Source organism: Kitasatospora sp. NPDC001603 (genome assembly GCF_040298365.1).
Taxonomy (GTDB): domain Bacteria; phylum Actinomycetota; class Actinomycetes; order Streptomycetales; family Streptomycetaceae; genus Kitasatospora.
Genome location: NZ_JBEPAA010000063.1, coordinates 1 through 12,900, shown reverse-complemented (window position 1 = coordinate 12,900; position 12,900 = coordinate 1). Strand labels below are relative to the sequence as shown.

Sequence of the window (12,900 nt, the reverse complement as noted above, 5' to 3'; positions counted from 1 at the left end):
TGCTACCGGGCGCGGAGGCCGTCGAAGGCCAGGTGGACCACCGCGTCCGCGACGCCGTCGGCCGCCTTCACGCCGGGCCGGTACCACTCCACGATCGAGTTGATCATGCCGAAGAGCAGCCGGGTGGCCAGCCGCGGCTCGACGTCCGCCCGCAGCGAGCCGTCCGCGACGGCGGCCCTCAGCAGCTCGGCCACCTGGTGGTCGAAGTCCCGGCGGCGCTCCAGCGCCCACTGCTCGGTCACGGTGTTGCCCCGCACCCGCAGCAGCAGGGTGACGTACGGCAGCTCGGTGAGCAGCACCTCCGCGGTGCGCCGCACCACGTGCTCCAGCCGCTCCACCGCGGGGCCCTCGACCGCGCCCGGTTCGGCGAGGATGCCGAAGAGCCCGTCCAGGGCCCGCCCGACGGCCAGCCGGAGCAGCTCCTCCTTGCCGCGGACGTGGTGGTAGATCGAGGACTTGGAGATCCCGGCCGCCCGGGAGAGGTCCTCCATCGAGGTGCCGTCGTAGCCGCGCTCGTTGAAGACGTCGACGGTCACCGCGAGCAGCGACTCCACGGTGTAGGCGGTACGCGTGGTGTGATCGGCCATCCTCCGAGTATCCCCGGCCCCGCTGCGCCCGATGCGCCCGGGTCCATTGGTCCGCACCAACAGCGCGGCCGACGGCCTAGAATCTGCGGACCAGCGTCCACGGCCAGCAGGGTGGGGTCCAGTCTCATGAGCGCAATACCGGCAGTCGCCTCCGACGTGCCCGAGCAGCGCAGCGAGGAGCCGGGGGACGCGGCGCGGGCCGACTGGCGCGAGCGCGGCCGCGCCCTGGTCCTGCGCTTCGGGCCGGCCGTGTGGTGCTACGCGGTGCTCAAGCTGGTCGGCTTCACCGTCTTCATGAAGCTGCTCTCCTTCTCGGGCGACTACGTCAAGAAGCACCCGCGGTTCGGCGGCGGCGCGAACCCCTGGGACGTGCTGGCCAGCTGGGACGGCTGGTGGTACCAGCAGATCGCCCAGTTCGGCTACCACCCCGCGCTGGTCCCCGTCCCGGGCGGCCTCCCCGGCTTCACCGTCGAGCAGAACTCGGCCGCCTTCTTCCCGCTCTACCCGGGGCTGATGCGGCTGGTCTCGGACGGCACCGGGCTCGGCCTGTACGGCGCCGGGATGCTGGTCTCGGTGGTGGCCTCGCTGTTCGCGGCGGCCGGGATCTACGCGGTGGTGGACCAGCTGGCCGGCCCGCGCGCGGGCGTGATCGCGGCCGGGCTCTGGGCGATCGCCCCGGGCTCCGGCGCCGAGTGGGCGCTCTACTCCGACTCGCTGTTCGTCGCGCTGGCGTCCTGGGCCTGCTACTGCGTGATGACCAGGCAGTGGATCGCCGCCGGTGTGATCACGCTGGTCGCCGGCCTCAACCGGCCGACCTCGGCGGCCCTGATCGGCGCCGTCGGCCTGGCCGCGCTGGTCGAGCTGTACCGGCGGGGGAGCGGCGTCGCCCGCCCGGTGGCCGCGATGCTGCTGGCCCCGCTCGGCCTGCTCGGCTACGTCGGCTGGGTGGGCTGGCGGACGGGCGAGTGGGGCGGCTACTTCAAGCTCCAGCACGACGCCTGGCTGCACTACTTCGACTTCGGTCACGGCACCTTCGAGGCGATCCGCGGCGTCCTGCTGGGCCGTTCGGACTACCCGTTCGCCTGGCCGGTGACCGACCTGCTGGCCACCCTGATCGTGCTGACCCTGCCGGTGCTGATCGTGCTGCTGGTCCGGCTGCGTCCGCCGCTGGTGCTGACCGCCTACACGCTGGCCACCATCGTCTCGGTGCTGGGCAGCCTGGGGATCTTCGGCAACACCTCGCGCTACCTGCTCCCGGCCTTCCCGCTGCTGATCGCCCTGGCGGTGGCCATGCGCAGGCTGAGCTGGCCGGTGCTGGCGACGGTGCTCGGCACCGGCGCGATCGCCTCCGGCTGGTACGCCGGGTACGTCATCTTCGAGCTCGGCATCCCGTAGACCGGTACCCCGCTCCGCCCCGGGGGCGCGTCCGCTGCGGACGCGCTCCCGGGGCGTTCTCCGGATCCGATCCGCACACCCTCTTGAGCCGACCGATCGTTCGGTTACTCTGTGACGTGTCCCGTCCTCCCCTCTGAGGAGCGCACACCATGTCCGCAGCGGTCACCCACCCCCTCGTCGCCGAGCTGGTCGAACGCCACCAGGCCACCCTGGACGCCGCGCTCGCCGCCGCCGCGTCCCGCGACTACTGGTCGCCCTACCCCGAGTTCCCGAAGGCCTACGGCGAGAGCGGCGCCGCGGACGGCAAGGCCGCCTTCGAGGCGCTGCTGAACCTCCCGTTCGCCCTCGACGGCCACCCGGCCGACGGCGACCTGATCGGCGGCGAGGCGTCCCCGTACGGCGTCGAGATGGGCATCGGCTACCCGCACGCCGACGCGGACACGCTGATCGCCGCGCTGCTCGCGGCCCGGCCCGGCTGGGCCGCCGCGACCCCGCTCACCCGGGCCGCCGTCTGCCTGGAGATCCTGGCCCGGATCAACGCGCGCTCGCACGAGTTCGCGCACGCGGTGATGCACACCACCGGCCAGGCCTACGGCATGGCCTTCCAGGCCGGCGGCCCGCACGCCCAGGACCGCGGTCTGGAGGCGGTCACCTACGCCTACGCCGAGCAGACCCGGCTGCCCGCCAGCGCCGGCTGGACCAAGCCGCAGGGCAAGCGCGACCCGCTGGTGATGACCAAGGAGTTCACCGCCGTCCCGCGCGGCCTCGCGCTGCTGATCGGCTGCAACACCTTCCCCACCTGGAACGGCTACCCCGGCCTGTTCGCCTCGCTGGCCACCGGCAACCCGGTGCTGGTCAAGCCGCACCCGCGCGCCGTGCTGCCGCTCGCGCTGACCGTGCGGACCGCCCGCGAGGTGCTCGCCGAGGCCGGCTTCGACCCGAACCTGGTCTGCCTGGCCGCCGAGCACGAGGGCGGCACCGTCGCCCAGACGCTCGCCGTCCGCCCCGAGGTCAAGCTGATCGACTACACCGGCTCGACCGCCTTCGGCGACTGGCTGGAGGAGAACGCGCGCCAGGCCGAGGTGTACACCGAGAAGGCCGGCGTGAACACCGTGGTCGTCGACTCCACCGACGACTACCGGGGCATGCTGGGCAACCTGGCCTTCTCGCTCTCGCTCTACAGCGGCCAGATGTGCACCACCCCGCAGAACCTGCTGATCCCGCGCACCGGCATCGACACCGACCAGGGCGCCAAGTCCTACGACGAGGTGGTCACCGACCTCGCCGGCGCGATCGAGGGCCTGCTCTCCGACGACGCCCGCGCCACGGCCGTGCTCGGCGCCGTGGTCAACCCCGGTGTGCTGCAGCGCTCGGTGGCCGCGGCCGGCGGCGAGTACGGCGAACTCGCCCTCGCCCCGCGGGTGGTGACCTCCACGGAGTTCCCCGCCGCGACAATCCGCACCCCCGCGCTGGTCAAGCTGGACGCCGACAAGCCGGACGACCGCGCGGTCCTGCGCGACGAGTGCTTCGGCCCGGTCTCCTTCGCCGTCGCGGTGGAGTCCACCGCCGCCGCGGTCGAGCTGCTGCGCGACACCGTCCGGACCCAGGGCGCGATGACCGCCTCCGGCTACACCACCTCGCCCGAGGTCGAGGCCGCGCTGGTCGAGGCCGCGCTCGACTCCGGCGTCTCGCTCTCGCTCAACCTCACCGGCGGCGTGTACGCCAACCAGACCGCCGCCTTCTCCGACCTGCACGGCACCGGCGCCAACCCGGCCGCCAACGCCGCCTACTGCGACGGCGCCTTCGTCGCCAACCGGTTCCGCACCGTGGAGATCCGCCGCCACAGCTGAGCCGATCCGGTTCCGGGCCCCGGCGGTGCCACGCCGGGGCCCGGTTCCGTCCCGCGGGAATTCACAGCCCCGCCCGCGCCAGCGATGATGGAGGCCGGGAGGGCGCCCGGACCGGCGTCCAACCTCCGTCCGAGCACCGGGAGCTGACACATGACCGCGAAGCAGACCGTCACCGACGTCCTGATCGTCGGGGCCGGACCGACCGGCCTGCTGCTGGCCGGGGACCTCGCCACCGCCGGGATCCGGGTCACCGTCCTGGAGAAGCGCGACACCGAGTCCAACCTCACCCGGGCCTTCGCGGTGCACGCCCGCAGCCTGGAGCTGCTGGACGCCCGGGGCCTGGCCGACGACCTGATCGCCACCGGCCGCCCGCTCAGCTCTCTGCGGCTCTTCGATCGGCTCCGGGTCGACCTCGCCGCTCTGCCGAGCCGCTTCCCGTTCGTCCTGATCACCCCGCAGTACCACACCGAACGCCTCCTCCAGGAGCGCGCGCTGAAGGCCGGCGCGACCCTCCTGCGCGGCGCCGAGGTGGTCGGGCTGCGGCAGGACGCCGAGGGCGTCACGGTCGAGACCCGCCCCCGCGCCCGCGGCGGGGAGGCGCCCGCGGACGGCACCACCGAGACCCACCGGGCCGCCTACGTGGTCGGCACCGACGGCGTCCACTCCACCGTCCGCGACCTGCTCGGCATCCCCTTCCCCGGCGAGTCGGTGGTCAACTCCGTCGTCCTGGCCGACGTCCGGCTGGACCGCGCGCCCGACGAGTTGCTGACCGTCGGCGCCGGCGAGGGCGGCTTCGCCTTCCTCGCGCCGTTCGGCGACGGCTGGTACCGGGTCATCGCCTGGGACCGCGCCGAGCAGCACGCGGACGGCGCCCCGCCCTCGCTGGAGCGGATCGCCGAGATGACCCGCACCGCCCTCGGCGAGGACTACGGGCTGCACGACGCCCGGTGGAGCTCCACCTTCCACAGCGACGAGCGGCAGGTGCCGAACTACCGCTCCGGCCGGGTCTTCCTGGCCGGCGACGCCGCGCACTGCCACTCCCCGGCCGGCGGCCAGGGCATGAACACCGGCCTCCAGGACGCCGCCAACCTCTCCTGGAAGCTCGTCGCCGCCGTCCGCGGCCACGCCACCGACGCCCTGCTGGACACCTACCAGACCGAGCGGCACCCGGTCGGCAAGTCGGTGCTGCGCACCTCCGGCGCGCTGATCCGGCTCGCCCTCGCCCAGTCCGCGCCCACCAGGGTGCTGCGCGGCGCCCTCACCACGCTGGCCGACCACCTGGACGTGGTCGCCGAGCGCGGCGCCCGGACGGTGTCCGGGATCGGCATCCGCTACGCGGCGCCGAAGGACGCCCACCCGCTGGCCGGCCGGCGCGTGCCGGACCTGCGGCTGACCGCCCTGGAGGAGGCCCGGGAGGACGGGCCGGCCGCGCCCGAGCGGCTCTACGAGGCACTGCGCGCGGGTACGTTCGTGCTGGTCAGCAATGACCAGCTGCCCGCCGCCGAGCCGTGGGCGGGCCGGCTGCAGACCGTCGCGCCGGCCGACCCGCACGGCAAGCTGCGTGACACCGTGCTGCTGGTCCGCCCCGACGGCTACGCCGCCTGGGCCGCCGTCGACCCGGGCCAGGGCGAGGTCCGCGCCGCGCTGACCCAGTGGCTCGGCGCCCCCGACCAGAGCTGAGGACCGCGTGCGGGGGCGGTTCACCGCCCCCGCCGCCGACCCTAGGCGCGCGCCTTCTCGTAATGCCGGGCCGCTTTCGCGCGGTTTCCGCACACCGCCATCGAGCACCACCGCCGGCGGCCGTTCTGCGATGTGTCGAAGAAGTGCAGAATGCAGGCCTCGTGGGCACATTTCTTGATCCGGAGGGCGCCCCGGGCGAGCAGGTCGAGGAAGTCGTCGACCGCCAGCCAGGCCGCCAGCCACTGCGGCCCGTCCACCTCGACGTGCGCCGCCGGCCCCGCCGGACCGAGCTCGCGCCGCAGCCGCCCGTGTCGCAGCACCTCGTTCAGACCGGCCGCCGCGGGCGCCGTCACCTCACCCCGGGCGTCCAGGTCCCGGACCGCCGCGGCGAGCGCCTCCCGGGCCTGCCGCAGCGCCACGAGCCCCGCGTCGTCGGCCTGGCAGCGGTCCGCCAGCCCGGCGGAGGAGAGCCAGACCCCGAAGCCGTCCGGCCGGTCCAGCAGGTCGTGCACCGGGCTGCCCGCCCACCGCGTGTTGAGCAGGTCGAGCGCGAGCGGCTCGCCGGTCAGCGGGCGGGGGTCGCGCGGGTCTGCCGTCCGGTCGGTCATCGGATACTCCCTCGGTCTCGCCCGGTACCCGATTCTACGTCGCCCGCGGCCGCCGAATCGGGGCCGTCCGGAGCGTGAATTCCGGCCGTTAACTGTATGAAGACGCCTCCATTCCGTTCTCCACAGTTGACTGTTCTTTAGCAACGAATTGCTTGACCATAAGCCAATTCCCGGAACCGCTCTGTCATGTTCTAGCCAGCGTTTCACCCCAGAGACGCCCTGGCCCCTGCCGGCCCCCACATGCCGGCCAGAGGAGGATTCCGTGCGCCCTCGCTCCCTCGCCCTCGTCGCGGCACTCGCCGTCCTGCCGCTGTCCGCGGTCTCGCTCGGCGTGACCGCCGCGCAGGCCGCCCCGGCCCCCAACGCCGCCGCGCCGCGCGTCTCGCTGCCGAACACCGTCACCCCCGCGGTGGCCCGTTCCGAGAAGAAGGGCGACGTCCCCGCCGAGCAGCAGCTCTCCGTCGCGGTCAGCCTGAAGCTGCGCGACACCGCCGAGCTGGACCGCTTCCTCGCCGCGATCGCCACCCCCGGCGCCCCCGAGTTCGGCACCCACCTGACGCCGCAGCAGTTCACCGACCGGTTCGGCCCGACCCAGGCCGCCGTCGACCAGGTCCGCGGCTACCTGACCGCCCAGGGCCTGACCGTCTCCGCCGTCAGCGACAACCGCCAGGTGGTCGACGCCCACGGCACCGCCGAGCAGATCGCCAAGGCCTTCGGCACCCACGAGAGCGCCTACCTGGACCCGCAGCAGCAGCGCACCTTCTTCGCCAACGACGCGGCGGCCTCCGTGCCGGCCGACCTCGCCGGCGTGGTGCAGGGCATATCCGGCCTGAACAACCACACCGTCCGCACCACCCGCAACGTGAAGCCGTCCACGCCGGCCGCACCGAACGCGGTCACCGCCGCCCCCAGCGGCTTCGGCCCGAGCCAGTACGACGGCGCGTACAACCTGAACAAGACCGGCGCCGACGGCACCGGCGTCAGCGTCGCGCTCTGGGAGTTCGACGGCTACAGCTCCACCAACCTGAAGACCTACGACAGCCAGTACGGGCTCACCGGCCCGGCCGTCTCCACCGTGTCGGTGGACGGCGCCAACTACGACTCCTCCCCCGGCGAGGGCCAGGGCGAGGTCGAGCTGGACAGCGAGATCGTGCGCGGCGTCGCCCCCAAGGCGACCCAGCTGGTCTACGAGGCCCCCAACAGCGACCAGGGCGAGATCGACATGGCCGCCAAGATCGTCGCGGACAACCGGGTCTCGGTCATCTCCATCTCCTGGGGCTCCTGCGAGCCCGACACCACCGCCTCCTCCATGACGGCGGTCGACAACTCCTTCAAGCAGGCCGCCGCCCAGGGCATCTCGATCTTCTCGGCCTCCGGCGACGACGGCTCGCGCGACTGCACCCGCTCCACCAGCGGCTCCTCCGTCAAGGCGGTCGACTTCCCCGCGTCCAGCCCGCACCAGACCGGCGTCGGCGGGACCAACCTCAAGGTCTCCGGCAGCGCCTACTCCTCCGAGAGCGCCTGGAGCACCGCCGGCGGCGGCGTCTCCACCGTCTTCGCCAAGCCGAGCTGGCAGACCGGCACCGGGGTGAGCGGCACCATGCGCACCGTCCCGGACGTCTCCTCCAACGCCGACCCGGCCAGCGGCTTCGCCATCTACACCGCCGGCGGCTGGCAGGTCTACGGCGGCACCAGCGCGGCCGCCCCGCTCTGGTCCGGCTACGCGGCGCAGTTCAACCAGAAGGCCAAGGCGGCCGGGCAGCCCGTCCTCGGTGAGGCCAGCCCGCGGCTGTACGCCGTCGCCAACGGCAGCGGCTACGGCACCACGTTCCACGACGTGACCACCGGCAAGAACCAGGACTTCTCCACCAAGGCCGGCTACGACCAGGTCACCGGCTGGGGCAGCCCGATCGCCGACGCCCTGGACGCGGCGCTGCTCGGCGGCACCACCACGCCGCCCACCGGCGGCTGCACCGCGGCCCAGCTGATCGGCAACGGCGGCTTCGAGACCGGCACCGCCGCGCCGTGGACGGCGTCCACCGGCGTCGTCGACAACGCCTCCGGCGAGGCCGCGCACGCCGGCTCCTGGAAGGCCTGGCTGGACGGCTACGGCAGCGCCCACACCGACACCCTGGCGCAGACCGTGTCGATCCCGGCCGGCTGCAAGGCCACGCTCTCCTTCTGGGTGCACGTCGACACCGCCGAGTCCGGCTCCACCGCGTACGACAAGCTGACCGTCCAGGCCGGCTCGACCACGCTGGCGACCCTGTCCAACGCCAACGCGGCCACCGGCTTCGTCCAGAAGTCCTTCGACCTGTCGGCCTTCGCGGGCCAGACGGTGTCGGTCAAGTTCACCGGCACCGAGGACGCCTCGCTCATGACCAGCTTCGTGATCGACGACGCCGCGCTCAGCGTCTCCTGATCACCTCCGCGACCCCACGCCGTCGGGGCGGTCCGCACCGGGACCGCCCCGACTGCGTGTTTCCGTTCTGTTTCAAGATCGATAACCCTGTGGCCCACCCCTCGTGACCACTGTCATACGCACGACTGATGACGTAGCCTCTCGACCGTGCATAGGGTTCCCCACAGCTCGGTGAAGCCGTTCACGGCGCCCTCCGGCGCCGGACCGACCGCGCCGAACCCGCTTGCTGGGGAAGGTAACCGCATGGGCTCACAACACCCCCAGGACGCCCGGCTCCGGCTGGTCGGACCGCGCCCCGGCGCGCCCGCACCCGCCGCCGTGCCCCCCGCCACGACCGTCACCACCGCCGCGACCGCCACCACCGCCACCACACCCGCCGCCGCCCCGGGCGCCGGCCGGCCCGCCCCCGCCGGGGGCTTCGCCGACACCCTGCACCTGGCCATCGAGGCCAGCGGCCTGAGCCTCGACCGGATCCGCGCCGCTCTCGCCCAACGCGGGGTCAGGGTCAGCGTGACCACGCTGAGTTACTGGCGGCGCGGCCGCAGCCAGCCCGAGCGGGCCAGTTCGCTGCGCGCCGTCCACCTGCTGGAGGAACTGCTCGGCCTGCCGCACTCCACCCTCTCCGCCCTGCTCGGCCCGCCGCGCCCGCGGGGCCGCTGGGCCGCCGCCGCCAACACCGCGCACCTGCGGCTGGAGGACGTCTGGCCGGGCGAGCAGCAGATCGCCGAGGTCTTCGCCGAGCTGGACGCGCCGCCGGTCGGCGAGCTGGAGCGGCTCTCCATCCACGACTCGTACTACGTCGACGCCGAGCGCCGCGGCAACCTGCTGCGGATGCGCCAGGTGGTCCGCGCCACCGTCGGCGGCGTCGGCCGCTGCCTGGTGGTGCACAAGGCCGACGAGGAGGCCACCGGCTGCCCCGAGATCACCTCGGTCCGGCACGGCCGCCTCGGCCGGGTCCGCCGCAGGCCGAAGGCCGGCCTGGTGGTCGGCGAGCTGATGCTGGACCGCCCGCTCGGCCACGGGGACAGCACCGTCTTCGAGTACGAGGTGGAGATCCCGCCCGGCGGCCCGACCATGGAGTACAGCCGCCGGTTCGCCATCCCGGTGCGCGAGTACGTGCTCCAGGTGCACTTCGACCCGGCGGCCGTGCCCGTCCACTGCGAGCGCTACGACCGCGCTCCGGGCGAGGACGTCGACCGCCGCCGCGAGCAGCTGTGGATCGGTGCCTCGGCCAGCGCCCACGTGCTCGCCCCCGACCAGCAGCCCGGCCACGTCGGCATCCGCTGGGAGTGGGAGTAGCGGGGCGCACCCCGCGGCGGGGCGCCGGGCGGCGCCCCGCGTCAAGCGCTCACTCGTGGCTCAGCCCGCCGCCGAGGTACATCACCGCGACCCCGCCGACCACCAGCACGGCCCCGATCAGCGAGGCCGGTTTGACCGGCTCGCCGAACACGACCGCGCCGCCGACCAGCGCCCCGACCGTGCCGAGCCCGGACCAGACGGCGTACACCGGGCCCACGTTCAACGACTTCAGCGCCTGGGCCAGCAGCACGAACGCGGCGACGTAGCCGATAGCGACCACCACGCTGGGCGCGAGCCTGGTCAGTCCGTGCGAGGCCCGCAGGGCCAGTGTCGCCGTCACCTCGGCCGCGATGGCCGCTCCCACCAGCAGGTACGCCGTCATGTCCGTCCCCCGTCTCGTTTCGGATGACCTAGCTTCTGCCGCCGGCGAGGTCGACCAGCAGCTTGCGCAACTCACGGTGCAGCCCGTCGTGCGGCGGGCTGAGGTCGAGCAGGCGGGCCGACCACCAGCCGTCCACGGCCATCCGCACGAGGGTGGCCACGGCCGGGTCCAGGCCGTCCTCGACGAGCCGCCGCTGCCAGCGCTCGTAGCGGGACCGCAGCACGTCGAGCAGTTCCGGACCGCCGGCCGCGGCGAGCAGCGCCACCGGCACCTGGTCCGCCCCGCTGGTGTCCCCGGCCGGTGACTCCTCCGGGATGCTCGCCTCCAACCAGGCGAGCGCGAAGGCGCCGGGAGGCGCCTGCGGCCCGGGCAGTACGGCCTCGAACCGGTCCGCCAGCCGCTCGACGACCCCCTGGACGAGCGCCCGCTTGTTGGGGAAGTGGTGCAGCAGCCCGCCCTTGCTGACGCCGGCCTCGACGGCCACCGCGTCCAGCCGCACCGCGTCCAGACCTCCCCGCACCAGCAGCCGCTCGACAGCGTCGAGCAGATGATCACGCACCGTTCCGTCCCTCTCTCCGTGTCACGGACCGTCCAGACGGTCGGCGCCCACCCTAGCAGAACCGATGTGACTCGCCGGTAATTCCAAGTGGCCCGAAAGAGACGGGTGTTGACAGCCCGGAATGGAGCGTGCTTACGTTTCCTCGGCTGAAAACAGGCGAGATCCCAGGGGTCGCCGCCCGGCCACCTCAAGATTCATGCGCACGATGATCGAAGAAGCGGCGCCGGGATTTTCTCCGCGCCAGGGGGAACGCTGTTCGACATCCACGGGGGATCATGCGAGACATACGGATTCGACGATGTCCGCACAGGCCGGCAGCCCACGAGCACTAGCTGACAACACGTCAACAAGGCTGAGGAGTCGGCTGTTCGCGCCGCGTCAACACACCGTCGGCTCATCCGCCATGCCCGGTCGTGCTTCGACGACCACGCCCGGGGCCGCTGCGCAACGACGCGCACCGCCCCGGGGCAGGCTTCCGCACGGCCCCGTCCGATGCGGCCGGCCCGGCCATGCCCAAGCGGCGGGTATTCCGTTCAAACCAGGGTCAAAATTCGCGTGAACCGATGCGTCGAATACGCCGATCATCGAATTCGAGGGAATCTGGTGGACATTTTCTCCAAGGTATCCGACTACCGTGCTGCCCGGGATGCCATGGCGGCGGGGATCTATCCCTACTTCCTCCCGCTCACCGGCCACGAAGGCACCACGGTCACCCTGGGTGACCGCGAGCTGGTGATGTGCGGCTCCAACAACTATCTGGGTCTGACCTCCGATCCCCGGGTCAGAAAGGCGGCCGCCGACGCGCTCGACCGGTACGGCCCGTCCTGCACCGGATCCCGCTTCCTCAACGGGAACCTCGACCTGCACGACCAGTTGGAGAGCGAACTCGCCGACTTCTACGGCAAGCCCGCGGCGGCCGTGCTCTCCACGGGCTACCAGGCCAACCTCGGCACGATCAGCGCCCTGGCCGGCCGCGGCGACGTCGTCTTCGCCGACCGCGACGCGCACGCCTCCATCGTCGACGGCTGCCTGCTCAGCGGCGCCAAGCACCGGCGCTTCCGGCACAACGACGCCCGCGCGCTGGACCGCGGCCTGGCCGCCGTCCCGGCCCAGGCCGGCAAGCTGGTCGTGGTCGACGGCGTCTACTCGATGGAGGGCGACCTCTGCGCCCTGCCGGAGATCGTCGAGGTCTGCGAGCGCCACGGGGCCCGGCTGATCGTCGACGACGCGCACGGCCTCGGCGTCCTCGACCAGGGCCGGGGCACCTGCTCCCACTTCGGCCTCACCGACCGGGTCGACCTCATCACGGTCACCTTCAGCAAGTCCCTGGCCTCGCTCGGCGGAGCCGTCGTCGGCGACGACGACGTCATCCACTACATCAAGCACCACGCCCGCAGCCTGATCTTCAGCGCCTCCGCGACCCCGGCCAGCATGGCCGCCGCGCTGACCGCGCTACGCATCCTGCGCGAGGAGCCCTGGCGCCCCGAGCGGGCCCAGCAGAACGCCGACCACCTGCGGGCCGGCCTGCTCTCCCTCGGCATCAGCCCGGGCGAGAGCAGCACCCCGGTGATCCCGCTGCGCACCCGCGGGGTCGTCGACACCCTGCTGCTCTGGCGCCGGCTCATCGACAAGGGCGTCTACACCAACCCGGTGGTGCCGCCGGCCGCCTCGCCCCGACTGCGGCTCAGCCTGATGGCCACCCACACCACCGAGCACCTGAACCGGGTGCTGGACGCGCTCAGCGACGAGACGGCCATGTTCCTGCGCGACGGCGAGCCGGACGCCACCGACGAGCTGGCCGAGCTCGCGGAGCTCGCCGACTCGTCCGCCGCCCGGCCGTGAACCGGACGCCGGACCCCGCACGGGGCAGCCGGGCGGGCGCACCGGGCGGCCCGCCGGCCGGCCCCGGGGCGCCCCTGGCGCCCGGTCCCCCGACGATCGCCGCGCTGGCCGGCGGCGCGGCCGGTGCCGTCCTCGGCGCCGGCCTGCCCCCGGCCGGCGGCGGCGCGCCCGACTGGCCCTGGTGCGCCGCCGCCGCGATCGGCGCCGCGCTCACCCTGACGGCCGCCCTGCCGCGGCGCCGGACCGCGGCCGCCCTGCCGCCGGGCCCGCCCCACC

General features: G+C 73.4%; 10 protein-coding genes and 1 pseudogene. 7 read left to right on the top strand and 4 right to left on the bottom strand.

What is annotated here, in order from left to right; all coding sequences use genetic code 11:
- Positions 1-2 precede the first annotated feature (2 nt).
- A complete protein-coding gene (locus ABT263_RS29665; protein WP_329488849.1) occupies positions 3-587 on the bottom strand; it encodes a TetR/AcrR family transcriptional regulator in 585 nt (194 codons plus the stop codon).
- Positions 588-713: 126 nt separating this feature from the next.
- Here ABT263_RS29665 and ABT263_RS29660 point away from each other — a divergent pair, with 126 nt between their 5' ends.
- The 3 genes from ABT263_RS29660 (at position 714) to ABT263_RS29650 (ending at position 5,512) form a co-directional block, all read left to right on the top strand.
- Complete coding sequence (locus ABT263_RS29660) at positions 714-1,982, top strand: putative hexosyltransferase (RefSeq protein ID WP_352295000.1); 1,269 nt, start codon at positions 714-716, stop codon at positions 1,980-1,982.
- Between the two features lie 149 nt (positions 1,983-2,131).
- A complete protein-coding gene (paaN, locus tag ABT263_RS29655) occupies positions 2,132-3,832 on the top strand; it encodes a phenylacetic acid degradation protein PaaN (RefSeq protein ID WP_352294998.1) in 1,701 nt (566 codons plus the stop codon).
- A gap of 150 nt (positions 3,833-3,982) precedes the next feature.
- Positions 3,983-5,512 carry an FAD-dependent monooxygenase gene (locus ABT263_RS29650; protein ID WP_352294996.1) on the top strand — a complete coding sequence of 510 codons (1,530 nt, stop codon included), beginning with the start codon at positions 3,983-3,985 and terminating at the stop codon, positions 5,510-5,512.
- Positions 5,513-5,553: 41 nt separating this feature from the next.
- Here the strand turns inward: ABT263_RS29650 and ABT263_RS29645 are convergent, their stop codons facing one another.
- On the bottom strand, positions 5,554-6,120 hold the full coding sequence (locus ABT263_RS29645) for a CGNR zinc finger domain-containing protein (RefSeq protein WP_352294994.1): 567 nt from the start codon (positions 6,118-6,120) through the stop codon (positions 5,554-5,556).
- 262 nt (positions 6,121-6,382) lie between these two features.
- Here ABT263_RS29645 and ABT263_RS29640 point away from each other — a divergent pair, with 262 nt between their 5' ends.
- Together ABT263_RS29640 and ABT263_RS29635 are read left to right on the top strand one after the other, a co-directional pair.
- Positions 6,383-8,542, top strand: coding sequence for a protease pro-enzyme activation domain-containing protein (locus tag ABT263_RS29640; protein WP_352294992.1), 2,160 nt, complete (start codon positions 6,383-6,385; stop codon positions 8,540-8,542).
- Between the two features lie 243 nt (positions 8,543-8,785).
- Positions 8,786-9,841, top strand: a complete 1,056-nt coding sequence (locus tag ABT263_RS29635) for a hypothetical protein (RefSeq protein WP_352294990.1) — start codon at positions 8,786-8,788, stop codon at positions 9,839-9,841.
- Between the two features lie 49 nt (positions 9,842-9,890).
- Here the strand turns inward: ABT263_RS29635 and ABT263_RS29630 are convergent, their stop codons facing one another.
- Complete coding sequence (locus ABT263_RS29630) at positions 9,891-10,223, bottom strand: DMT family transporter (protein ID WP_442906829.1); 333 nt, start codon at positions 10,221-10,223, stop codon at positions 9,891-9,893.
- A 28-nt stretch (positions 10,224-10,251) separates the two neighbouring features.
- Positions 10,252-10,782: a TetR/AcrR family transcriptional regulator gene (locus tag ABT263_RS29625; RefSeq protein WP_329488841.1), complete on the bottom strand. Its 531-nt coding sequence runs from the start codon at positions 10,780-10,782 to the stop codon at positions 10,252-10,254.
- Positions 10,783-11,385: 603 nt separating this feature from the next.
- Here ABT263_RS29625 and ABT263_RS29620 point away from each other — a divergent pair.
- Both ABT263_RS29620 and ABT263_RS29615 read left to right on the top strand, forming a co-directional pair.
- Entirely contained in the window at positions 11,386-12,624 is a 1,239-nt protein-coding gene (locus tag ABT263_RS29620; protein ID WP_352294988.1) for an aminotransferase class I/II-fold pyridoxal phosphate-dependent enzyme, read from the top strand.
- Positions 12,621-12,900 (top strand): annotated as a pseudogene (locus ABT263_RS29615) (hypothetical protein); the annotation flags it as partial. The gene ABT263_RS29620 and the pseudogene ABT263_RS29615, both read left to right, overlap by 4 nt.

Coding starts and splice junctions, on each gene's coding strand:
- ABT263_RS29630 (WP_442906829.1), bottom strand. CDS start 10,223: ATGACGGCGTACCTGCTGGTGGGAGCGGCCATCGCGGCCGAGGTGACG.
- ABT263_RS29635 (WP_352294990.1), top strand. CDS start 8,786: ATGGGCTCACAACACCCCCAGGACGCCCGGCTCCGGCTGGTCGGACCG.
- paaN (WP_352294998.1), top strand. CDS start 2,132: ATGTCCGCAGCGGTCACCCACCCCCTCGTCGCCGAGCTGGTCGAACGC.
- ABT263_RS29650 (WP_352294996.1), top strand. CDS start 3,983: ATGACCGCGAAGCAGACCGTCACCGACGTCCTGATCGTCGGGGCCGGA.
- ABT263_RS29645 (WP_352294994.1), bottom strand. CDS start 6,120: ATGACCGACCGGACGGCAGACCCGCGCGACCCCCGCCCGCTGACCGGC.
- ABT263_RS29665 (WP_329488849.1), bottom strand. CDS start 587: ATGGCCGATCACACCACGCGTACCGCCTACACCGTGGAGTCGCTGCTC.
- ABT263_RS29660 (WP_352295000.1), top strand. CDS start 714: ATGAGCGCAATACCGGCAGTCGCCTCCGACGTGCCCGAGCAGCGCAGC.